The 23,314-nt window shown below is 59.8% G+C and carries 20 protein-coding genes; 1 reads left to right on the top strand and 19 read right to left on the bottom strand.

Going from position 1 to position 23,314, the window contains the following annotated elements; all coding sequences use genetic code 11:
- Positions 1-142 precede the first annotated feature (142 nt).
- Genes ACSQ87_RS17340 through arnB form a run of 9 tightly spaced genes read right to left on the bottom strand, consistent with a single transcriptional unit; the run spans position 143 to position 10,535 of the window.
- Complete coding sequence (locus ACSQ87_RS17340) at positions 143-1,741, bottom strand: ArnT family glycosyltransferase (protein WP_223430398.1); 1,599 nt, start codon at positions 1,739-1,741, stop codon at positions 143-145.
- A complete protein-coding gene (locus tag ACSQ87_RS17335; RefSeq protein WP_223430399.1) occupies positions 1,738-3,117 on the bottom strand; it encodes a UDP-glucose dehydrogenase family protein in 1,380 nt (459 codons plus the stop codon). The genes ACSQ87_RS17340 and ACSQ87_RS17335 overlap by 4 nt, the downstream gene beginning before the upstream one ends.
- A complete protein-coding gene (arnF, locus tag ACSQ87_RS17330) occupies positions 3,114-3,515 on the bottom strand; it encodes a 4-amino-4-deoxy-L-arabinose-phosphoundecaprenol flippase subunit ArnF (protein ID WP_223430400.1) in 402 nt (133 codons plus the stop codon). Before arnF ends, ACSQ87_RS17335 begins: the two co-directional genes overlap by 4 nt.
- Positions 3,512-3,856: a 4-amino-4-deoxy-L-arabinose-phosphoundecaprenol flippase subunit ArnE gene (arnE, locus tag ACSQ87_RS17325; RefSeq protein ID WP_223430401.1), complete on the bottom strand. Its 345-nt coding sequence runs from the start codon at positions 3,854-3,856 to the stop codon at positions 3,512-3,514. Before arnE ends, arnF begins: the two co-directional genes overlap by 4 nt.
- Positions 3,853-5,502 (bottom strand): lipid IV(A) 4-amino-4-deoxy-L-arabinosyltransferase, encoded by a 1,650-nt coding sequence (gene arnT, locus ACSQ87_RS17320; protein ID WP_436273907.1) that lies wholly within the window; start codon positions 5,500-5,502, stop codon positions 3,853-3,855. The genes arnE and arnT overlap by 4 nt, the downstream gene beginning before the upstream one ends.
- Positions 5,499-6,383, bottom strand: a complete 885-nt coding sequence (gene arnD, locus ACSQ87_RS17315; RefSeq protein WP_223430403.1) for a 4-deoxy-4-formamido-L-arabinose-phosphoundecaprenol deformylase — start codon at positions 6,381-6,383, stop codon at positions 5,499-5,501. The genes arnT and arnD overlap by 4 nt, the downstream gene beginning before the upstream one ends.
- Complete coding sequence (gene arnA / locus ACSQ87_RS17310; protein ID WP_436273906.1) at positions 6,383-8,374, bottom strand: bifunctional UDP-4-amino-4-deoxy-L-arabinose formyltransferase/UDP-glucuronic acid oxidase ArnA; 1,992 nt, start codon at positions 8,372-8,374, stop codon at positions 6,383-6,385. The genes arnD and arnA overlap by 1 nt, the downstream gene beginning before the upstream one ends.
- On the bottom strand, positions 8,371-9,390 hold the full coding sequence (gene arnC, locus ACSQ87_RS17305) for an undecaprenyl-phosphate 4-deoxy-4-formamido-L-arabinose transferase (RefSeq protein ID WP_223430405.1): 1,020 nt from the start codon (positions 9,388-9,390) through the stop codon (positions 8,371-8,373). The genes arnA and arnC overlap by 4 nt, the downstream gene beginning before the upstream one ends.
- On the bottom strand, positions 9,387-10,535 hold the full coding sequence (gene arnB / locus ACSQ87_RS17300; RefSeq protein ID WP_223430406.1) for a UDP-4-amino-4-deoxy-L-arabinose aminotransferase: 1,149 nt from the start codon (positions 10,533-10,535) through the stop codon (positions 9,387-9,389). Before arnB ends, arnC begins: the two co-directional genes overlap by 4 nt.
- A gap of 389 nt (positions 10,536-10,924) precedes the next feature.
- Here arnB and ACSQ87_RS17295 point away from each other — a divergent pair, with 389 nt between their 5' ends.
- On the top strand, positions 10,925-11,863 hold the full coding sequence (locus ACSQ87_RS17295; RefSeq protein WP_134421531.1) for a site-specific integrase: 939 nt from the start codon (positions 10,925-10,927) through the stop codon (positions 11,861-11,863).
- 10 nt (positions 11,864-11,873) lie between these two features.
- On the opposite strand, the gene ACSQ87_RS17290 is transcribed toward ACSQ87_RS17295, so the two are convergent.
- From ACSQ87_RS17290 to ACSQ87_RS17245, 10 genes are all read right to left on the bottom strand, one after another.
- A complete protein-coding gene (locus ACSQ87_RS17290) occupies positions 11,874-12,944 on the bottom strand; it encodes an ABC transporter ATP-binding protein (protein ID WP_436273905.1) in 1,071 nt (356 codons plus the stop codon).
- Positions 12,941-14,539, bottom strand: coding sequence for an ABC transporter permease (locus ACSQ87_RS17285; RefSeq protein ID WP_436273904.1), 1,599 nt, complete (start codon positions 14,537-14,539; stop codon positions 12,941-12,943). Before ACSQ87_RS17285 ends, ACSQ87_RS17290 begins: the two co-directional genes overlap by 4 nt.
- A gap of 3 nt (positions 14,540-14,542) precedes the next feature.
- Complete coding sequence (locus ACSQ87_RS17280) at positions 14,543-15,556, bottom strand: iron ABC transporter substrate-binding protein (RefSeq protein ID WP_223430409.1); 1,014 nt, start codon at positions 15,554-15,556, stop codon at positions 14,543-14,545.
- A gap of 221 nt (positions 15,557-15,777) precedes the next feature.
- Entirely contained in the window at positions 15,778-16,335 is a 558-nt protein-coding gene (locus ACSQ87_RS17275) for a PqiC family protein (RefSeq protein ID WP_436273903.1), read from the bottom strand.
- Positions 16,336-16,352: 17 nt separating this feature from the next.
- On the bottom strand, positions 16,353-18,011 hold the full coding sequence (locus ACSQ87_RS17270; RefSeq protein ID WP_436273902.1) for an intermembrane transport protein PqiB: 1,659 nt from the start codon (positions 18,009-18,011) through the stop codon (positions 16,353-16,355).
- On the bottom strand, positions 17,992-18,648 hold the full coding sequence (locus ACSQ87_RS17265) for a paraquat-inducible protein A (protein WP_436273901.1): 657 nt from the start codon (positions 18,646-18,648) through the stop codon (positions 17,992-17,994). The genes ACSQ87_RS17270 and ACSQ87_RS17265 overlap by 20 nt, the downstream gene beginning before the upstream one ends.
- Positions 18,645-19,241, bottom strand: a complete 597-nt coding sequence (locus ACSQ87_RS17260; protein ID WP_223430413.1) for a paraquat-inducible protein A — start codon at positions 19,239-19,241, stop codon at positions 18,645-18,647. The genes ACSQ87_RS17265 and ACSQ87_RS17260 overlap by 4 nt, the downstream gene beginning before the upstream one ends.
- A gap of 152 nt (positions 19,242-19,393) precedes the next feature.
- Positions 19,394-20,695, bottom strand: a complete 1,302-nt coding sequence (locus ACSQ87_RS17255; protein WP_223430414.1) for an NAD(P)/FAD-dependent oxidoreductase — start codon at positions 20,693-20,695, stop codon at positions 19,394-19,396.
- Positions 20,692-21,780: a polyamine ABC transporter substrate-binding protein gene (locus tag ACSQ87_RS17250; RefSeq protein WP_223430415.1), complete on the bottom strand. Its 1,089-nt coding sequence runs from the start codon at positions 21,778-21,780 to the stop codon at positions 20,692-20,694. The genes ACSQ87_RS17255 and ACSQ87_RS17250 overlap by 4 nt, the downstream gene beginning before the upstream one ends.
- Positions 21,781-21,930: 150 nt before the next feature.
- Positions 21,931-23,289 carry a glutamine synthetase family protein gene (locus ACSQ87_RS17245; protein ID WP_223430416.1) on the bottom strand — a complete coding sequence of 453 codons (1,359 nt, stop codon included), beginning with the start codon at positions 23,287-23,289 and terminating at the stop codon, positions 21,931-21,933.
- Positions 23,290-23,314 lie beyond the last annotated feature (25 nt).

Below are 23,314 nucleotides of genomic sequence, written 5' to 3'. Positions count from 1 at the left end.
TGTAGCAGCTGTCGAGCTTGCGAGGCTGCGTTCGGCGACGCAGTCGTCGCAAGACATGCGCATGAGGTCTTCCTGAAACACCGCGTTGCCTGGGTTCACGACGACTGCGTCGCCGAACGCAGCCTCGCAGGCTCGGCAGCTGCTACAAGGGATTGAGGTGCAGCAGGACGAAATCGTTTTTGTCGAAACGGCCGCTCAAAACGGGCGGCAATGCACCCAACGGCGTGCCCTGCAGGGCGCGGTAGTCGCTTTCATCCATCATCAGCCAATGCGGCCCCTGAAGGTTTTCCAGTTCTTGGGTCGATTCGGTGAAAACCGGCTGTAAGTCCTGCTCGATGTTGACCATGAACTTGATCGCCTTGGCGTCTTTACCCATGGCGTGCAGGACCAGAGGCGCCGGGTCTTTCTGGACAAGTGCGAATGCCGCGCGGCTGAAGGTCCGGGTGTCGTAGAGTCGGCGTTCGACCGGTTCGAATACCAGAATATAGACCAACCACAACGCCAGGACCGCGCACAAGGCCAGTGTCTGAACCCGCCAGCGGGGCCGAAAGAGCACCGCCAGGGCAATGACTTGCAGCACGCCAAGAATGATCAAAATTGCAGTCAGCGTCGGCATTTGCTCGGAAAAACGTCGGTGAGCGACCATCAATCCAACGACCAATAGAGCCGGGATCAACAACCACAGCCCTTGCATCAACCCCCGCAACCACTCAAATACCCGACCTTGCACCACCTGAAACGGATACGCCGCAATGATCGCCGCCATGGGCAACATCGGCAGCAGGTAGCGGGCCTTTTTTGCCTGGGGGATCGAGAGCCCGACCATCACGATCAGCCCGGCTGCCGTGCAGTATTGCAACAGGCGCAAAGCAGGACCGGCCTGCCGCGGATTTGTCAGCCAGACCGCGGCCAGTACCAGCAACGCCAACGGATACGCGAGCGCATAGTTGCCCACCGAGCTGGTGAAGTAATACAGCGAACCGCTGACGCCTTCGCTACCGTCCAGGCGCCCCAGGATCTGCATGCGCACCACGTCGTGCATGAACTCCGGGCCGCCGATGGTTTCCGCCAGCCACAACAGCACGCCAACGCACACGGCCAGCAGCACCGAAGCCATCAGGCCAAAACCAAAAAAATGCTGCCATTGTCGATTGAGCAAGAAATAGCTGCACAGCATGCCCGTGGGAATCACCAGCCCGATCGGCCCGCGAATCCCGAAACCTATTAGCAACAAGGCAAAGATCAGCCACCACCGGCGCTTTGCGGCGAAATAATCGGCGGCATAGCCCAGGTAGAACACCGCAAATGCCACCGCCGCGAGCATCAGATCCTGGGACACGGCACGGGTTTCGGTGACAAAGGTATTGGTCAACATCATCAGGGCGATGCTCAGCAACGCCCAGCGTTGGGAGTAGGGCGCCAGCAACCGGTACATCAACGTGACGATCACCGCCCCGGCAATGGCGCTCGGCAACCAGGCAGTCAAACTGTTGACCTGCCCGAACGGCAGCGACAGCAACCAGATGAACAGCGTCGTCAGCGCAGAATAATCCGCATACGGCTGGCCATAGGTGGTCGGAAAAAATGTCGGCCCATGGCGCAGCATTTCCTGAGCGAACAGCACAAAACGCGAATCGAAGCCGATCACTGCCTGTTGATACAACCCGGCGCTGAACAGCAGCAGCGCCAACAGCCCTAGCCCCAGAGACTGTCGGCGGATACCGGGTGATGTCGCAATCAAGCGGTGACCGAAGCAGCGAGCCACTGCTGATGCGGAATCGGCAGATTGCGCGATTCACCGCGCCCCATCGGGAAGTACATGAAACCGGCGCGGGCCAGGCGATCGGCGTCGTACAGGTTGCGTCCGTCGAAGATCACCGGTGCGTTGAGCCGCTGTTGGATCAGGCTGAAATCCGGGGCCTTGAACTGCTGCCATTCGGTGCAAATGATCAAGGCGTCAGCGCCGGACAATACCGACTCCGGTGTGCCCATGAGCATCAACTTGGATTCATCGGGATACAGCTGCTGGGTTTCCTGCATGGCTTCCGGGTCGAACGCGCGGACGTTGGCCCCGGCGGCAAACAGCGATTCCAGCAGCACCCGGCTCGGTGCATCACGCATGTCGTCGGTGTTCGGTTTGAACGCCAGCCCCCACACGGCAAAGGTCCTGCCGCGCAAATCGCCCTTGTAGAACGCATTGATGCGCTCGAACAGCTTGTGCTTCTGACGTTGGTTGATCGCTTCTACCGCTTGCAGCAGATCGCTGGAGCAATGCGCCTCTTCAGCGCTGTGGATCAGCGCGCGCATGTCCTTGGGAAAGCACGAGCCGCCATAACCGCAACCGGGGTAGATGAAGTGATAGCCAATGCGCGAATCGGCGCCGATGCCCAGGCGCACCGATTCGATGTCGGCGCCCAGGTGTTCGGCCAGTTCGGCGATCTGGTTGATGAAGCTGATCTTGGTCGCCAGCATGCAGTTGGCGGCGTACTTGGTGAGCTCGGCGCTGCGCAGGTCCATGAACATGACCCGGTCATGGTTGCGGTTGAAGGGCGCGTAGAGGTCACGCATTACGTCACGCACCTCATCGCGTTCGCAGCCGATGACGATCCGGTCCGGGCGCCGGCAATCGGCCACGGCAGAGCCTTCTTTCAAAAATTCCGGGTTGGAGACGATATCGAACTGCAACAGCCGACCGACTTTGATCAGGCACTTGTCGATATGCGCGCGCAAGGTGTCCCCCGTGCCCACCGGCACCGTGGATTTCTCCACCAGAATCACCGGTTGTTCACGATGACGCGCCACGGCTTCTCCCACCGACAGCACATAACGCAGATCCGCCGAACCATCGTCCCGGGACGGTGTGCCGACCGCGATAAACAACACCTGGCCATGCTGCACCGCGAGTTTTTCGTCGGTGGTGAACTGTAGACGTTTGCCTTCCAGGCCTTCGCGCACCAGGCTGGCCAGCCCCGGCTCGAAAATGCTCACGTGGCCTTGTTGCAGCAGTTCAACTTTCTTCTCGTCAATGTCCATGCAGACCACGTCGTGGCCAACTTCTGCCAGGACGGCGGCTTGCACCAGACCAACGTAACCGCTACCAAATACACTGATTTTCATGGGGCACTCCTGAGTTCGGGCGCGCGAGCAGGGCGAGAATTAATGGTAATGACACCGAGGATGACCAGGGCCACCCCGATGGTTTTTGAAAGGCTGAACGCTTCGTTGAACAGCGGCAGGCTGGCGGCCAGCAGGTACACCAGCGCGTAGCTGATGCTCAGCAGCGAATAGGCCCGGCCCAGCGGTAAATCCCGCAGGGCGGCGAGCCAGCAGAGCATCGACAGGGCGTAAGCGAGAATGGCGACCAGCACCACGGCGACAGCGGACAGATCGATGCTGGTGGTGAGCCAGTGTTCGGGCGATGGCAGGCGACTCATGCTCCAGCGCATGCCCAGTTGTGCGGCACTGACCAGCAGCACGCTGCTCAACGCGAAGGTGATTCCGCGACGCAGGTTCATGTCTGTTGCCCCAGCAGCACCACGCCACCGATCACCAGCGCCACGCCCAACCAGTGGCGACGGTCGATGGTTTCGTGGAAAACGAAGCGGGCGACCAGGGTGATCAGTACGAAATTGAGGCTCAGCATCGGGTAGGCAATGCCGACTTCGAGGCGTTGCAACACCAGCAGCCACACCAGCAAGCCCAATCCCAGAGAGGCAAGCGCCAGCCACAACCACGGCGAACGCAGTTTCTCGCTCCAGAGCGACGCCCTGTCGCGCCAGCTTTCAACGGCGTATTTCTGGGCGATCTGGCCCAGGCAGGTCAGCAGGCAGGCGGTCAAGAGCAATAACAGGCTCATGACGCCTCCTGAGGAAAAATCAGAATCACAATGTTGCCTTGTTCATAACGCTTGCCATCCTTGGGTAGCAGTTCGATTTCGCGCAGTTCGTCGTCACCCTTGATGCGCATGACCACACCGACCGAACCACTCTGGCGGGCGTCGCGCATCCACGTTTGAACCTGGTTCGGGTCGACTTGCTGCTGTGCGCCGTCAGGATAGGCGAGGCCATATTTCAATTCGCCTATCGTGTTGTACAACGCCACGTCCGGGCGTTTCAGGCGCCAGGCCAACGCTCCGGCGGCGCCGAGGTCGTTGCTCAGCAACTGATCGGTCTGGCTGAGTTCCTGGGCATGCTCGAGGATGAATTGGTCGGGCATTTTGTTGGCGACCACCGACTCGGGCAGCCCGACCGGCAACAAGGCAATCAGCAGCAGACTGCCGAAGGCTGGCGCCGCCCAGCATTGCAAAGGTCTGAAGGCTTGCAGCAGGTTGGCCATGATCCAGCCGGTCAGACCGATGAACACCAGCACCAGGTTGTGCAGTTCATGGTTGTAGAGCGGTTTTTTCAGTTGCAGGTAGACCAGGGCCACCAGAATCGTCAGGCCCAGCAGCAGGTTCAGCAGACCATTGATGCCCAGTACCCGGCCTTGCTCAATCTTCAAGCGGTCCACCAGTGCGTGCCCCAGCAGCAACGCCAATGGCAACAGGCACGGCAGGATGTAGCTCGGCAGCTTACCTTTGCTCAGGCTGAAAAAAATCAGCGGCATCAGCAACCACAGCAACAGGAACGCGATATTCGCCTGGCGACGTGTTTGCCACGCTTGCTTGAGCGCCGGTGGCAACAGCGCCACCCACGGCAGGCTGAACGCAACCAATAACGGCAAGTAGTACCACCACGGCGCGTCGTGCTGCGCATCGTCCCCGGCAAAACGGCGGATGTGTTCGTGCCAGAAGAAGAATCGCCAGTAATCCGGTTCCTGCGCATGCACCGCCAAGACCCAGGGCAGGCTGACAGCGATGGCCACGACGATCGCCAGCGGGCCGTAGATCAGCAGTTCACGCCAACGTTTTTGCCAGAGCATCCAGGGCAGGGCGATCAGCACTGGCAACAGCCAGGCGAGGAAACCCTTGGTCATGAAACCCATGCCGCAGGCCAGTCCCAGCACGGCCCAGCCCACAAGGCGTTGGCCACGGCCGGCGCTGTCCAGGGCAAACCACAAGGCCACCAGACTCAGGTTGACCCAAAAGGTGAATTGCGGATCGAGGTTGGCGTAGCCCGCAGCACCGGCGATGACGGTGAGGCTCATGTACAGCAGTGCGCAGGCAAAACTCTTGCGTGGTTCGTTCCACAGACGGCGGGCGATGAGGTAACACAGCAACACGCTGAGCCCGGTGCTCAGGGCCGAGGCGAAGCGCACGCCGAACAGGTTCTGACCGAACAGTGCCTGACTGGCGGCAATCATCCAGTAACCGGCCACCGGTTTTTCGAAATAGCGCAGGCTCATGAAATGCGGCGACACCCAGTTGCCGCTCAGGAGCATGTCCTGGCTGATCTGGGCGTAGCGGGTTTCGTCGGGAATCCATAAGCCATGGCTGCCCAGCGGCAGCAGATACGCCAGAGCGAAGATGGCCAGCAACAACGGCAATGCCCAGTGCTTGCTCATACGCCTTGCACTCCCAACCAACCTTCGCGCCCTTCGAGCGCGCCACGCAGCACTCGGCCAACCGGCAAGGTGTCGGGTACCTCGGGCAGCAGATCGCCCAAGGGTTGAAAACGGATGTTTCGCTGGCGCGCATCGGCCAGCAGTTGACGAAAATCGTTGGCCATCAGAATCCCTTCTACTTCGGCATGGATCGTGTAGACGTTGAGTTTTTCGGGGCTGAAGCGATCAAGAATGAAAGCGTTGAAGTCCTTGGCCGCCACGGTGGGGCCCACCACCTCATCGAACGTTGGTAAGTCCACCGGAATTTGCGGAGCTCCCAAGCCACCATCGGCCAATCGCGGCCGGAACAGGCTCTGGCCCCGGCAATCGCTGTTGTAGCGAAAACTGAATGCCTGCTTGGCCTCTATCACGCGCTCGTCTGCCCGCCACCCGGCGGACGCTGAGCATTCGACGTTTTGCCCGATGATGTCGGCGAGGGTGTCGACGCCCCGACGAAGGTGCTCGACCAGCTGCTTGTCACTCCAGCGTCCGGCATTGGCCTGCCAGCCGTGGTGATCCCAGGCGTGCAGGCCGACTTCATGCCCGGCTGCCACGGTTTGACGCATCAAATGCCCTAGATCACGGCCGATCGGTTTACCGGGCCACGCGGTACCGGCCAGCAAGATGTCCCAGCCGTACAGGCCTGCCGCGTTGGAACGGAGCATTTTCCAGAGAAATTGCGGCCGGATCAGGCGCCACAAGTGACGCCCCATGTTGTCCGGCCCGACACTGAAGAAAAACGTCGCCTTGACCTGTGCTTCTTCAAGCATTTCCAGCAGCCGCGGCACCCCCTCGCGGGTGCCTCGGTAAGTGTCGACATCAATCCGCAGGCCCGCCTGCATTAGCGCTTGTCCGCGATTTCGAGCATGGCTTCACGCAAGAAGAAGTCCAGCGTATTGCCGATGGTTTCACTCATTTCCACGGTCGGCGTCCAGTCCAGCAGGCGCTTGGCATTGGCGATGCTTGGTTTGCGGTGCGACACGTCCTGATAACCGGTGCCGTAGAACGCTTTGCTTTCGACATCGCGGAACCCGGCGAACGGCGGGAAGTTGTCGCGCAACGGGTGCGCTTCGAACTGACGCAACAGCTCTTCGCCCAACTGGCGGATGCTGGCTTCGTTGTCCGGGTTGCCGATGTTGATGATCTGGCCGTTGCAGGCGTCGTTCTCGTTGTCGATGATCCGCGCCAGGGCTTCTACGCCGTCGGCAATGTCAGTGAAGCAGCGTTTTTGCTCACCGCCATCGAACAGGCGAATCGGCGTGCCTTCCACCAGGTTGAGGATCAGCTGGGTGATCGCGCGGGAACTGCCGATACGTGCCGAGTCCAGGCGGTCGAGGCGTGGGCCCATCCAGTTGAAGGGACGGAACAACGTGAAGTTCAGGCCTTTCTGGCCGTAGGCCCAGATCACCCGGTCAAGCAGTTGCTTGGAGATCGAGTAGATCCAGCGCTGTTTGTTGATCGGACCGACGATGAGGTTGGAGGTGTCTTCATCGAAGTTCTGGTCCTGGCACATGCCATACACTTCGGAGGTCGATGGGAAGATCACGCGTTTGTTGTATTTGACGCAGTAACGAACCAGTTTCAGGTTCTCTTCAAAGTCCAGCTCGAACACCCGCAGCGGGTTGCGGGTGTACTCGATCGGTGTGGCAATCGCGACCAGTGGCAGGATCACGTCGCACTTCTTGATGTGGTATTCGATCCACTCGGAGTGGATGCTGATGTCGCCTTCGACGAAGTGGAAATTCGGATGGCTGCGCAGGCGCTCGATGGCATCCGAGCCGATGTCCAGGCCATACACCTCGTATCGGTCGTCGCGCAGCAGGCGCTCGGACAGGTGATTGCCGATGAAGCCATTGACGCCGAGGATCAGCACACGGGTGCGACGCGGGGCGCGACCGGACTCGGCGCCACGCAGTACGGAACCGTCCACCAGACCCAGTTCATTGGCCAGTTGCGGGCCGCTCAGGTACAGGCCGTTGTCGTTGCGCTGGCCGGCGGTGATCACCAGGGAGTCTTCGCCGCAGGCGATACGCAGTGGGTCGACACTGATGACGCGACCAGGCGCTTGACCTTCATTGCCTTGGGCAACTTCTGCGTTCCAGACAATCAGCTTGTGTTCGCCCACGGCGCAGAATGCGCCCGGGTAAGGCTGGGTGACGGCGCGAACCAGATTGAACAATTCTTCAGCCGGTTTGCTCCAGAGAAGTTTGCCGTCGGCCGGCGTGCGGCGGCCAAACACTGTGGCTTGGGATTCGTCCTGCGGGGTTTCGTTGACTTTGCCCTGAAGCAATGCCGGTAGCGTGTCACGCAGCAAGTCGCTAGCGGCCACGCGCAGTTTGCCGTGCAGGCTCAGCGCCGTGTCGCTGCGCTCAATCGCCACCGTTTTCTGGGCGAGGATTGCGCCCGCATCGGCCCGCTTGACCATGCGGTGCAGAGTCACGCCGGTTTCGCTTTCACCGTTGACCAGCACCCAGTTGGCCGGCGCACGACCACGGTAGCGCGGCAACAACGAACCGTGCAGGTTGAAGGCGCCTTTGCTGGCAGTGGCCAACAGCGGCTCGCTCAACAGGTTGCGGTAGTAGAACGAGAACAGGTAATCCGGGTTGAGCTTGCTGATGCGCTCGATCCACAACGGGTGGTTGGCATCGTCCGGGGCGTGCACCGGGATGCCCTTGCGTGCGCACAGTTGCGCAACGGAGCCGTAGAACGCGTTTTCCTTGGGATCATCAGGATGAGTAAACACCGCGGCAATATCAAAGCCCGAGTTGAGCAGGGATTCGATGCCGGCACAGCCAATATCGTGATAGGCGAAGACAACAGCTTTTGCACTCATGAGTGAACCTGATCTGAAGAAATGGAGGTGAGACCGTCAACGGTGACAACGGGAGCGGGGGCAGCGGGTTGGTTACGCAGGACTTTTTCAATAAAGAACCGGGGGCGGGCGCGAACGTCGCCGTACATGCGTCCCAGGTACTCGCCCAACAGGCCCATGCCGATGAACTGGCCACCGGTGAAGATGAACAGCACGGCGAACAGCACGAATGTCCCGTCGCCGGCCCAATGGGCGCCGAAGGCCAGGCGCAGCACAATCAGCGTAATGGCGAACAGCACGCCAAGGGCCGCCATGCCAAAGCCGACGATGCTCAGCAAACGCAAGGGCGTGGTGGTCATGCAGGTGATCAGGTCGAACATCAGATTGACCAGGCGCATGGGGCTGTACTTCGATTCCCCGTGTTCGCGCTCGGCGTGGGGCACGAGGATTTCTGTGGTGTGCCGGGCGAAGCTGTTGGCGAGGATCGGGATGAAGGTGCTGCGTTCACGGCAGGCGAGCATGGCGTCGACGATGGTTCGCCGGTAAGCGCGGAGCATGCAGCCGTAGTCGGTCATGGCGACGCCGGTTGAGCGCTGTACGGCCAGATTGATCAGCTTTGACGGCCAACGGCGCAGTGCCGAGTCTTGACGGTTGTTGCGCACGGTGGCGACGACGTCATAACCCAGCTCGGCCTGAGCCACTAACCGCGGAATCTCCTCGGGAGGGTTTTGCAGGTCGGCGTCGAGGGTAATAATCACATCACCTTTGCACTGCTCGAAACCGGCCATGATTGCCGCGTGCTGGCCGTAGTTGCGGTTGAGAATGACCGCCACCACCGGGCTGCACTCGCGATGGGCGGCCTCTTCGAGGATTTGCGCCGAGTTGTCGCGGCTGCCGTCGTCCACCAACACAATCTCGTAGTCATGGTGCAATTGCTGACATGCCGCTTCAGTTCGCCGGAGCAACTCGGGCAGGCTGTCTTGCTCGTTGTAGACCGGGATGACGATTGACACGCAACGGATCGGGTAAGGTTTCACAGGCTTGAGTCCAAAACGTTTTCAATAGCGTCGACCACACGATCGACGTCATCGGTGGTCATGTCGGGGAATAACGGAATCGAGCACAGCCGTGCCGAGTTCCATTCAGTGTTGGGCAGATAGATGTTGGGGAAGCGCTGGCGGTAGTAGGTGTGGAGGTGAGTGGCGATGAAGTGAATGCCGGTGCCGATGTTCTGCGCTTGCAGGGCCTTCATGAACGTTTCACGGTCCATTGCGCAGCGCTCGCTGTCGATACGCAGGATGAACAGGTGCCAGGCGTGCTGCTGCGCATAGGCTGGAAGGGCCAGGGGTTGCACCGGCAAACCTTCCAGTCGCTGCAAATAAGTGCCGGCCAGCTCCGTGCGTTTGGCGTTGATTTCGTCCAGTCGCTTCAGCTGCACCAAGGCGATGGCGGCATTGATGTCGGCCAGGTTGTACTTGAAGCCGGGCTCCATGACCTGAGCCTGAGGTTTGCGGCCGTGGGTCAGGCGGTCATAGGCATCGACACCGAGGCCATGGAACTTGAGCATGCGCACACGACTGGCCAGGGCTTCATCGTCACTGACAAACATGGCGCCCTCGGCGCAGGTCATGTTCTTGATCGCGTGGAACGAGAAGATCGCCGTGCCTTTCGCGCCGACATGACGACCTTTGTAGAAGGTGCCTGCGGCGTGAGCGGCGTCTTCGATGACGGGGATGCCGTGTTTGTCGGCCAGCGCATAAAGCGGATCGAGATCGAACGCGGCACCGGCGTAATGCACCGGAATGATGGCTTTGGTGCGCGGCGTGATCGCTGCTTCGATGCTGGCCAGGTCACTCATCAGCGTGTCGCGATCAACGTCGACGAACACGGGTGTCGCGCCCAACAGGCAGATCATGTTGGCAGTGGACACCCAGGTCTGCGACGGCGTGATGACTTCATCGCCCGGACCAATTCCCAGTGCCAGTAAAGTAATGTGCATCCCGCCGGTGGCCGAGGACAGTGCCACGGCATGACGGCATCCCACGTAGTTGGCGAATTGCTCTTCCAGTTCCTGGTTTTTCGGCCCGGTAGTGATCCAGCCAGAGCGCAATACTTGCTCTACGGCGGCAATTTCTTCATCGCCGATACTGGGGCGGGAGAAGGGGAGAAAAGCCTGACTCATGGACACCTCGGGGCTGAAGAGTGAATAGCCTGTGAGGCTAAAAAAATTTTGGATCCATTGCAAGCGTAGACGCTAAAACAAAAGCTGCATCAATTACTTACTCGAAATACCTGACGATTTAGATAGGTTGACATTTTCTGCGATGGTCGGCAGGTTGGTCCCTCGCAAAGAGACAGGCCGGATCCATTGAGGTTATTCCCGATTTTGTGAAAGGAACATGAAAAACCGGTCGGCGAATCGTTTATCTGGAGGTCATACAGCCACTGTTCAGACTTCTGCCGTTCATCGAGTTTTCTAGTAGAAAGTCCTACAGAAGTGTCCTGCTTTACATGAAGGATGTTTCAATCCTTAGTTGTTTAATGAACTGTTTCCATTGAAGGCCGTTTCGTTTGATCGACTTACCCGCTACCGACTCAACTCCCTTAAAGACCAATCCGTTGACCCTGTATCTGGCGCGTCTGGCGCCCTCCAGCCAGCTGACCATGCGTTATGTTTTGCAGGACGCCGCTGACCGGTTGGGCTTCGAAGACATGAACGTCGAGGAGATTCCCTGGCACAACCTGCAACCTGAAGATGTCATCGCACTGGTGGCCACCTTGCGCACGGATGGCTACGCGCCGAACACTTCTTCGCTGTACGTCAACGCGGTGCGCGGGGTGATGAACGAAGCGTGGCGCATGAGCCTGATCAGTCAGGAACACCTGCTGAAGATGCGCTCGGTCAAGGGGATTGCCGGCACACGATTGTCCCAGGGGCGAAACCTCAGGCGCACGCTGATCCAGGAATTGATGGCGGTCTGTGCTGCCGATCCACGGCCGCAAGGGTTGAGGGATGCGGCGATCATCGGGATTTTGTATGGCTCGGGCATGCGCAAATCGGAATCGGTGAACCTGGACCTGAACCAGGTCGATTTCACCGAGCGCAGCCTTCGTGTGACCGCCAAGGGCAACAAGCAATTGATCAAGTACGCACCGGCTTGGGCGTTCGCCAAACTCAATGACTGGCTGGAACTGCGGCGCTCGCTACTGAAGGAGGGTGAAGTGGATGATTCGTTCCTGTTCAACCGCATTCGCCGCGGCAGTCACATCACCCGCGAGCGCATCACCAAGCATGCAATTTATTACATCGCCCGACAGCGTGGCGCGCAGGTCGGGGTGAAAATCATGCCGCATGATTTTCGACGTTCGTTCATTACCCGAGTGATCGAGGAATATGACTTGTCGATCGCCCAGAAACTCGCCCATCACAGCAACATCCAGACCACGGCCAACTACGATGTGCGCGATGACAACGAACGGCGTCGGGCCGTGGACCGGTTCGATCTTTGATGGACGGGGTTCAGGATTCGCTCAGTACGTGGGCATGGCCGATTGTCGAGACGTGAACCGCGCTGCCGGCGGGTGGCGCATACAGGCCCGAACTGCGCACCATTAATGATCGACCAGGCTGTTGACCGGAAGCCAAAGTTTCCAGTTCCACCGTCAACGTGCAGGTATTGCCGCTGAAATCCCGCTCGGTCACGACGGCGCGGCACCCGGAAGCCTCGGTTGGGCTGGGCTGGATACTGACGAGTTGCAGTTGTTCGGGACGCAGCATGATCTGCGCCGATTTGTTGTTCCGGTGGTTGTTCACCGGTATGCGACCGAGATCGCAATGGGCCCAGCCGGCTTCGATTCTGGCGGGCAAGACCACGGCATCCCCCAGAAACAGCGCGGTCTGTTCGTCCTCGGGGTAGCGGTAAAGATCCAGCGGATGGCCCGACTGCACCAGCCGACCATCGCGCATCACCGCCAGCTGATCGGCAAACGACAAGGCTTCACTCTGGTCATGGGTGACCAGAATGGTGGTCACGCCGGCGTCGGACAGCAGCCGTGCGACCATTTTGCGCATGGCGCCTCGAAGTCCGGTGTCGAGGGCCGAAAACGGCTCGTCCAGCAACATCAAGCGCGGCTGTTGCGCCAACGCCCGCGCCAGCGCCACGCGTTGTTGCTGGCCGCCGGACAGTTCATGAGGCCAACGATTGGCCATGTTCGTATCCAGCGCCACGCTGTCCATCAACTCTGCGACTCGCTCCTGTTTTGCACCGCCCTTGATCGAAAGCCCGAAACCGATGTTCGCGGCCACGGTCATGTGCGGGAACAGGGCGCCGTCCTGCGGGACATAGCCAATCAAGCGCTGATGCGCCGGGACTTCATGAGTGTCGTCGACGAGCGTTTGGCCATTGAGTGATAGTCGGCCTGCGTCCGGGAATTCGAAGCCCGCAATCATCCGCAACAGCGTGGTTTTTCCTGAACCGGACGGGCCGACGATGACCGTTCGGCTGCCCGTTGGCACCGACAGGTTGATGCTCTCCAGCACTTGAAGGGAGCCGTAGGACTTGGAAATGGAATGGAGTTCAAGAGCGTTCATCGGCCAGCCGTTCGTTTGGATTGGTGATAAAGAAGTCCGGTCAAGGGAAGCGACAGCAAAATCATCAGCAGGGCATAGGGCGCAGCCGCGGCGTAGTCGATTTCGCTGGTCATGGCCCAGAATCCGGTGGCCAGGGTGCGTGTGCCGTTGGGGGCGAGTAGCAGGGTGGCGGTCAACTCATTGGTGATCGCCAGAAACACCAGCGCGGCGCCAGCGGCAGCGCCCGGCGCGGCCAGGCGCAAGGTGATCAGCCACAAGGCCCGGGCGGGCGAGCGGCCGAGGCTGCGGGCCATGTTTTCCAGCTCGACCGGCGCCTGCGCGATCCCGGCGCGCAAACTCACCAGGGCGCGGGGCAAAAACATCAGCAGATACGCCAGCAGCACCGTGATCGTGGTCTGGTAAATCGGTCGGGCGAAATGGATGGTGACGGTCACCAATGCCAAGGCTACGACGATCCCCGGCAACGAACTGGTGATGTAGTTGCAGCTTTCCAGCACACGTTGCAACCGGCCCGGAGAGCGAATCGACAACCAGGCAATCGGGATGGCGGCGCAGGTGGTGAGGGCGGCACCCGCAACACCGAGCAGCAGCGTCTGTTCCAGCGCCGGCAGAAGTTCGTCCATCTGCCAGACTTGCGTACCGCCGGCGATCAGCCAGTTACCCAAAGTCACGAGTGGCACGCCCAGCGCCAGTGCGCAGGTCGCAATCTGTACGGTCAGGGCGAGGAAGGTGGTTGCAGGTTTCAGGCGCACCACCCGCTGCTCACGAGCGCTTCCCGACCCGACCCGGGCGTAACGCGCCGTGCCGCGAGCGGCCGATTCTGCGGTCAGCATCACCAGGCAACACAGGGCGAGCACGCTGGCCAGCATGTTGGCGGCGGGGCCGTTGAAGGTGGATTTGAACTGATCGAAGATGGCCGTGGTGAAGGTGTCGAAGCGGATCATTGCGTATAGGCCATATTCGGCCAGCAGGTGCAGGCCCACCAGCAAAGCGCCGCCGCAGATAGGCAGGCGCAATTGCGGCAGCACCACCCGGAAAAATATCGCCCAGGGTTTGAGACCGAGCGATTCGGCAACGTCTTCGATGGCCGGATCGAGCCTGCGCAGGGTCGCAGCAATCGGTAGGTACAGGAACGGGAAGTAGGCGATGACCGAAACCAGAACCCCGGCAAACAGCCCGTGAATCGGCGGGACCAGACTGACCCACGCATAGCTGTGAACGAACGCCGGCACCGCCAGCGGCGCGGTCGCCAACAACGACCACCAGCGCCGCCCCGGCAGGTTGGTGCGTTCTGTCAGCCAGGCCAGAGACAGGCCTAACGTGACGCACAACGGAATCGTGATCACCACCAGTAAAACGGTGTTGATCAACAATTCAGCGACCCGCGGCCGGAATACCAGCGGCACAAGGGTCGCCCAGCCTGTCTGAAACGATACGCCGATGACGAAGGCAATCGGCAGCAGCGACAGCAGCGAAACCAGCACCGACAAACTGATCACCCACGCGCCGCCACGCCCCGCGAAGAGGCCGCGGGATCGTCGTCGCAAGTTCGCGGGTATCGCCTCGGCGACACCCGCTGGCAAGGTTTCAGGCATCAATTAGAGCAGTCCCGCCTGAGTCATCAACTCCACGGCTTTTTTACTGTCGAGTTTTGAAGCATCGACTGTCGGCGCGTCGAGTTGCTGCAAAGGCACCAGTTTTGGATTGGATTCAGCGTTCTTGCCCACCGCGTATTCGAACGATTTACCGGTTTTGAGGATGGCCTGGCCATCTTTGCCGGTAACCCATTTGAGGAACGCCTGGGCTTGTTCCTTGTGTTTGCTGGACGCCAGCACGCCGCCACCGGAGACGCTGACAAACGCGCCCGGATCCTTGTGCTTGAAGTAGTGCAGGGCGGTGTTCTTGCTGTTTTCGCCGGTCTTGGCCTGGTCGCCGAAGCTGTAATAGTGGTAGATCACGCCGCTGTCGACCTGCCCGGCGTTGACCGCTTTCAGTACCGCACTGTTACCGCGATAGATCGTGGCATTGGCCTTCAACCCTTTGAGCCATTCCAGGGTGGCGGCTTCACCCTTGAGTTCCAGCACGGCGGCGACGATGGCCTGGAAGTCGGCACCGGCCGGTGAAGCGCCCCAGCGACCTTTCCAGTTCGGGCCGGCGAGGTCCATCAGCGACTTGGGCAGTTCGGCTTCGGGCAGTTTGCTCGGGTTATAGACAAACACCGTGGAGCGCGCGGCGATCCCCACCCATTTGCCATGGGCCGGGCGGTATGCATTGCCGACCTGTTCCAGGGTAGTCGGCGCAACCGGCGCAAACAGCCCCGCGTTGTCGACCAGCACCATGGCCGGGGAGTTTTCGGTCAGGAACACGTCGGCCGGGGAGGCAGCGCCTTCCTGTACGATCTGATTGCCCATCTCGGTGTCGTCACCATTGCGCACGGTGACCTTGATGCCGGTTTCCTTGGTAAAACCCTCGATCCAGGATTTGGTCAGGCTTTCGTGCTGGGCGTTGTAGACCACGATACCATCGGCATCCGCCGCATACACGTGACCGGCACTCAGCAAAGCGGTGGCCAGCAGTGCTGTTTTCAGGAAAGAAGGGATGTTGGGACTCATGCGTTGTGCAGCTCCTGTTTCTTTTAATAATCGTGCGCGCAGACTCGGCAGAAACGACGGGAAGGGTCGTCGATCAGTGTAGATCAATACGAATCATTTGCATGTTTGAGGCGAGGCAAATGTAAAGTGCCAAATGAGAAAAAAACGTCAAAATTTCAGTAGCAACGCATCACTTGTAGCAGCAGGCTTCGCCAGCTGCTACGGATCGCGTAATGGCTTAATCAAGCCGATGGACACCCTTTTTGTGTTCCACCCGCGGCCTGGCTGATAAGCGCGGCCAGGCGTTTGACGTTGTTTTGTTGAGCCGCCACCAGTTCATCGATGGACGGCCCTGAAGGCGTCTGCAAAGTGCTGCGGCAGGTGAGCAGCGGCGCATCACCTTCGCTCAGATTGCGCAGGCGCCACTTGACGTCGATCAACGCATATTGACCGGGAATCGAATCAAATCGCTGCACGTCTAACCGCACCGATACGTTGCGTCGAGGATTGTTGTTGACCATTTGATCGACCAGCGCGCTACGCAATTCATCCACCAGGCTCGCGCCCCACCACTCGGTTTCGAGGATCGCCATGCCACTGTTGCCCTGGCGAATGACGATCTGCGGACGATCGACCTGGGGCGGTACGCTGATGCCCTCAATCTGGATTTCCGCAGCACTGGTCCTTGAGTTACCGCTCGGTTGGACCGGGGTCAGGGTGTGAAATTGAATCGGATCACCGCGGCAAGCGGCGAGTAGCAACAATGCAGTGACCAAGCTGATTTTCAGCGGATAAACCATGAGTGATGCTCCTGTGGTCATTTGCGTGGCGGCCCCTGCAGGTCCATCGGCGCAGCATTGTCGGGACGACCGCGAATCAGCGATTCCGGATGGCGTCCCAGGTAATCCGAGAGTTCACGCAAGGAGCGCGACATGCGCCCGAGTTCGTCGAGGGTCTGACCTAATTGTTCGCGTTGCGGCGAGTCTTCGGCCAAGGTCGAACTGGCCGATTGCAGCGTCTTGCTGACATCCGCCAGGGTGGTCTGCACGCCGGGCAGGGTCTTGGCGTTGAACTGTGCGAGGCCTTTTCGCAGTTCGACGAGGTTGCTGTCCAGGTTGCCGGCAATGCGCTCGATCGGCAGTTGGTTGATCTTGTTGACCATGCCCTCCAGTTTTTCCTGCAATTGTTCGAGACTGCCAGGAACGGTTGGGATAGAGACTGGACGGGCGGTCGGATCGAACACGACTTTCTCCGCTTTGGGGTAGAAGTCGAGCGCAATGTAGAGCTGACCGGTCAACAGATTGCCGCTCCGGGCCTGGGCCCGCAGACCGCTTTCGATGAAGCTGCCAATCAGGCGTACACCAGCGGCTTCGTCGTTGGGGTCATGCTTCAAGGCCTCGAGCATTTTGATGTGTGCCTGGCCGAGGAGCTGCGGGTAGATCACGATGCCGACATTGACCGGGAAACTGCGCTTTTTCGCGTCGAAATCCAGAACGACCGACACGACTTTGCCGAACTCGATGCCAAGGAATTCCACCGGTGCGCCGACCCTGAGCCCGCGCAAGGCCTGATCGAAACGCAAACTCAAGAATTGCCCCTTGCCGCTGGGCGGGGCGAGGGCGGTTAGCTGGTCTTCGAACAGGTCGAAGGCTTTGTCCTCGGCGGCCGGTTGATCGTTGGGGCTGTATTCCGGAGCGCGGAAGGCGATGCCGCCCACCAGGATCGATGACAGCGATTCGGTTTTCACCGAGAAGCCGTTGGCGCCGACATTCAGGTCGATCCCGCTGGCGTTCCAGAACCGGGTGTTTTCAGTGACGTAGGCATCATTGGGCGCGTGGACGAACACTTCGATGTTGACCCCTTTACCGTCGGCGTCCAGGGCATAGGCCACCACTTGACCCACCGGAATCTTGCGGTAGTAAACCGGAGAGCCAACATCCAGCGAACCGAGATCCTGGGTGCGCAGGGTGAAGCGCTTGCCCGGCTCGCCATAGGTAATCGGAGGCGGGTTTTCCAGGCCGATAAAGTTTTTTGCACGCGCGTTGGCCTGGCCGATGTCGGCGCCAATGTAATCCCCGGACAGCAGGGTATCGATACCCGACACCCCGCCGGCGCCAATACGCGGACGCACGACCCAGAATTGCGAGTCTTCGCGGGTGAAGCTTTCCGCCTGCTTGGACAGTTTGATGGTGGCGTTGACGCTCTTCTGATCGTTGCTCAGTTCCACGTCCGAGACATGGCCGATCACCACGTTGCGGTATTTGACTTCGGTCTTGTTGGCGGTCAGGCCGCTACCGGTTTTGAACGTAACGGTAATGGTCGGACCTTCCTGCATCATGGTGTGCACGACCAGGGAAATCCCCACCAGCACCGCGACGATCGGCACGATCCATACCAGCGAAACGCTGAAGCGGTGGGTGGTCTTGACAGGGGCCTGCCCAGGGGCTTGCGGCCCGTCAGTGGCTTGCGACTTCATCCATGACCTCCTCGTTTTGCGGATTTTTCCGCTCTTTATCCCAGATCAGGCGTGGGTCGAAACTCATCGCCGACAGCATGGTGAAGACCACCACCAGGCCAAAAAACAGAATGCCCGGACGCGGTTCGATATCGGCCAGGGCTTGAAACTTCACCAGTGAGGCCACCAGGGCGACCACGATCACATCAAGCATCGACCAGTAACCGATGAGCTCGACGAAACGGTACAGCGTTGACCGTTGCTTATTCGCCCATTGGCTGTCGCGCTGAACGGTCACCAGTAACAGCGTCAGGGCGACGAACTTGATGCCCGGCACCGCGATGCTGGCGATGAAAATAATCAGGGCAATGTCCCAAGCGCCGTGCTGCCAGAACTCCAGTACACCGCTCATGATCGTGCTGTCGGCGCCGTTGCCGACCATCCTGGTGTTCATCACTGGCAGCAGATTCGCCGGGACGTAAAACGCCAGGGCAGTGAACATGTAGGCCCAGGTCCGGGCCAGTGAGTTGGCTTTGCGCCGATGCAGCGGTGCGCCGCAGCGAGTGCATTCGTGAGGCTCATCGGTCATGTCACAGGCCAGGCCGCAGCTATGACACAGGCACAGGTTGAGTTCAGTCGCCACCGGGGGCCTGTTCATAAGATGTCCCATAGGTCACGGATGTCGCGCCCGGCGATGCGGATCATCATCAGACTGAGGATGGCCAGGGCAAACAGGCCGATGCCGGGCAGTACATCCAGCAATCCGGCGAGTTTGATGACCGCGACCATCGCCCCCAGCAGACAGACCTCCAGCATGCTCCAGGGCCTGAGGGTTTCCAGCCAGCGCATGCAGAACCTGAAACCGGGTGAGCGGCGGGAGGCGAGGGCGAAGCTCAGCACCCAGACAAGCAGCACCAGCTGGAAAATCGGCGCGATGATCATCGCGATCGCCGCCACCATGGCGATGAAAGTGATCGGCCCCAGACTCAGGGCAAGCACCGAATCCCAGAGTGTTGCGCTGTTTTTCAGGCCTTTGAGGCTGATGTTCATGACGGGATAGAAGTTGGCGAAAATCCACAGCATCAACGCGGTGAAGGTCAACGCCAGACGTTGTTCCACCGTCAGGCCGTTATAGCGCTGAAGCACGCCGCCGCAGCGCGTACAGAGGGTTTTTTGATGTTTGGCGAGCGTGACTTTTTCATACACGCAGTCGCAGTGCTCGCAGATGATCAGTGGATCAGTCGTAGCCATAGGCTGCACTCGCCAGGACGCAGGGAAGTCAGAGCACTCCCTCAATATAGAAGGACCTCGCAATTGAGCAAATTAAAAGGTTATTCAATAGGATGCGGACGTACGGTGATCTCCTACAGGGGAATGGCGTTTTATCGAAGGTGGGAGGGCGTTCAGCCGAGCAGTTCGCGCAGGCGATACCAGAACATGCCGAGCGCCAGTAGCGGAGAGCGCAGCATAGACCCGCCCGGAAAGGTCATGTGCGGCACGGCGCTGAACACGTCAAAGCCCTGACTGTGTCCGACGTGGATCGCTTCGCCCAACAGCTTTGCGCACCAGTGGGTCACGTTCAGGCCATGACCGGAGTAACCCTGGGCGTAAAACACGTTCGGATGCTGGCTCAAGCGCCCGACCTGAGGGAAGCGGTTGGCGGAGATGCCAATCTTGCCGCCCCATTGATAATCGATGCGCACGTTGGCCAGTTGCGGGAAGACCTTGAGCATGTGCGGGCGCATGTACGCTTCGATGTTCGCCGGATCGCGCCCGGAATAATGACAGGCGCCGCCGAACAGCAAGCGTCGATCTGCCGAGAGCCGGTAGTAATCCAGACCGACTTTCTGGTCGCAGAGCGCCAGGTTATGCGGGATCAATTGCGCTGCAACATCGGGCGCCAACGGCTCGGTGGCGATGATGTAGCTGCCCGCCGGGAGGACCTTGCCGCTCAGTTTCGGTTCGAGCTCTTCCAGGTGAGCGTTACACGCCAGCACCAGACTGCCGGCGCGCACCGTGCCGCCGGCACAGCGAACCTGCACGGTGCTGCCATGGATCAACTCCAGCACCGGGCTCTGCTCGAAGATCTTCACGCCGAGGGATTGCGCCAATAGTGCTTCGCCAAGGACCAGATTGAGCGGGTGCAAGTGACCCGAGCCCATATCGATGAGACCACCGGCATACACGCCTGAGTTCACCACCTGCTGACGAATCTGCTCCGGCCCGACGAGTCGGGTTTCGTGGGCGTAACCCGATTCGGCAAGGCCCTGCTGCTCAGCCTTGAACGCCGCGAACTGCGCTTTAGTATTGGCCAGTTCACAGAACCCCCAGCGCAGGTCGCAATCAATCCCGTGTTCACGAATGCGGTTGCCCACAAGCGCTACCGATTCGACGCCCGCACGCTCAAGGTAACGCACGCCTTCTTCACCGACATGACGGGCAAAACCGCTGACGTCATGGCCGATACCGCGGATCAACTGCCCGCCGTTACGCCCGCTGGCGCCCCAGCCAATACGCCGGCCCTCCAGCAGGATCACCGAGAGTCCGCGCTGCGCCAGTTCGATCGCTGTGTTAACGCCGGTAAAGCCGCCGCCGATCACACAGACATCGGCCTCAAGATCCTCGGCAAGTGTGGGGTAGGGCGCCATTCCATTGGCTGACGCCGCGTAATAGGAGCGGGCATGTTCGTTGCTGTACTGGTTCATTGGTTGGACTTCACTTTGCTCCAGGAACGGGTCATCAAACGCATGATCGCCTGGGGCGGGGTGGTGGAAATGTAGAGCTTGTCGAGGACTGCCTGGGGTGGGTAAACCTCAGGGTTGTTGACCAGTTCCGGGTCCATGTCTTGCTTGGACGCCGGGTTAGGGTTGGCGTAACCGACCGACGCGCTGACCTTGGCAATCACTTGCGGGTCCAGCAAGTAGTTGATGAAGGCGTGCGCTTCTTTCTGGTTGCTGGCGTCTGCGGGAACCGCCAACAGGTCGAACCACAAGTTACTGCCTTCCTTGGGAATCGCGTAGGCGATGTTCACGCCGTTCTTGGCTTCCTTGGCCCGGTTCGCGGCCTGGAACACATCACCCGAGTAACCGAATGCCACGCAGATGTCGCCGTTGGCCAAATCTGAAACGTACTTCGAGGAGTGGAAGTAAGTGATGTAAGGGCGGATGGCCAACAGCTTGGCTTCAGCTTTCTTGAAGTCTTCAGGGTTTTCGCTGCGCGGGTCCATGCCCATGTAATTGAGCACGGCCGGGAACACTTCATCGGCCGAATCCATCATCGACACGCCGCACTGGCTGAGTTTCTTCAGGTTCTGCGGTTCAAAAAACACGGCCCAGGAATCGATGCGGTCAATGCCCAGCACTTGCTTGACCTTGTCGACGTTGTAGCCGATGCCGTTGGTGCCCCACAGGTACGGGACCGAGTGTTCGTTGCCCGGATCGTTTTTCTCCAGCAGCGCCAGCAGTTTCGGGTCAAGGTTCTTGAAGTTGGGCAGCTGCGAACGATCGAGCTTCAGGAACGCGCCGGCTTTCACCTGGCGAGCGAGGAAGTGGTTGGACGGCACCACCACGTCATACCCGGTGCGGCCAGCGAGCAATTTTCCCTCCAGGGTTTCGTTGGAATCGAACACGTCGTAGATCACCTTGATCCCGCTTTTCGCCTGGAAGTCGACGAGGGTGGTCTCGCCGATGTAATCGGTCCAGTTGTAGACGCTGACGGTTGGCTGAGCCTGCGCAACGGCGCTGAACAATAACGCCAGTGCGACCGGCACCATGGATTTCAATAGACGCATTCGACACCTCTTCGATTTTTTGGATTTATCAGGCGTTTCTTCGGTGCTTGGTAGGCCGTCTTCGCGAGCAAGCCCGCTCCCACAGGGGTACGCATTTCAAATGTGGGAGCGGGCTTGCTCGCGAAGAGGCAGTCAAAGACACTACAAATCTCAGACGCTGAGCAGCAGGAACTCTCGCTCCCACGAGCTGATCACGCGCTTGAAGTTCTCATGTTCGGCGCGCTTGACCGCCACATAACCGCGGACGAATTTGCTACCCAGATAACGCCCGACGGTTTCGCACTCTTCCATCTGCGTCAGAGCGTCTTCGATGGTGATCGGCAGGCGCAGATTGCGGCGCTCATAGGCACGCCCCTGGACTGCAGCGCTCGGTTCGACGCGCTCGACCATTCCCAGATACCCGCACAACAGGCTCGCTGCAATCGCCAGATAAGGGTTGGCGTCGGCCCCCGGCAACCGGTTTTCCACGCGCATCGCGTCCGGCGTGGAGGTCGGCACACGCAGGCCCACGGTGCGGTTTTCTTCGCCCCACTCGACGTTCACCGGTGCCGAAGTGTCCGGCAGGAAGCGGCGGAACGAATTGACGTTCGGCGCGAACATCGGCAGCACTTTGGGGATGTACTTTTGCAGGCCGCCGATGTGGTGCAGGAACAGTTCGGTCATCTGCCCGTCGGCATTGGCAAAGATCGGCTGGCCGGTGGCGATGTCCACCACGCTCTGGTGGATATGCATGGCGCTGCCGGGTTCATCGCCAATCGGTTTGGCCATGAAGGTCGCGGTGACGTTGTGCTTGAGCGCCGCTTCGCGCAGGGTGCGCTTGAACACGGTGATCTGGTCGGCCAGATCCAGCGCGTCGCCGTGACGGAAGTTGATTTCCATCTGCGCCGGGCCGTCTTCGTGGATCAAGGTATCGAGGTCCAGGCCCTGAAGTTCACACCAGTCGTACACGTCTTCAAACAGCGGATCGAATTCGTTGGCGGCGTCGATGGAAAACGACTGACGACCACTTTCCGCACGGCCCGAACGCCCTAGCGGTGCCTTGAGCGGCAAGTCCGGGTCTTCGCAGCGCTGGGTCAGGTAGAACTCCATTTCCGGCGCGACAATCGGCCGCCAGCCTTTGTCGGTGTACAGCTGCAGGACTTTTTTCAGCACGTTGCGCGGCGACAGCTCGATCGGGTTGCCGAACTTGTCGAAGGTGTCGTGAATCACGATAGCGGTCGGCTCGATGGCCCATGGAATCACATACACCGCGTCGGAGACGGGCTTGCACACCATGTCGATGTCGGCCGGGTCGAGCAGGTCGTAGTAGATGTCGTCGTCGACAAAGTCCCCGGTTACCGTTTGCAAAAGCACACTTTCCGGCAGGCGCATGCCTCGCTCATGCAGGAACTTGTTGGTGGGTGCAATTTTGCCGCGTGCGATGCCGGTCAAGTCGCTGACCACACACTCGACTTCGGTAATCTTGTGATCTTTCAGCCACGTGAGCAGCTGATCGAAAGGGACATTCATAAAGACCTCGTTATTGGTTTTATTA

The sequence above is a fragment of the Pseudomonas sp. LjRoot277 genome (assembly GCF_964253845.1).
Lineage (GTDB): Bacteria > Pseudomonadota > Gammaproteobacteria > Pseudomonadales > Pseudomonadaceae > Aquipseudomonas.
This window is presented reverse-complemented; position numbering and strand designations above follow the sequence as displayed.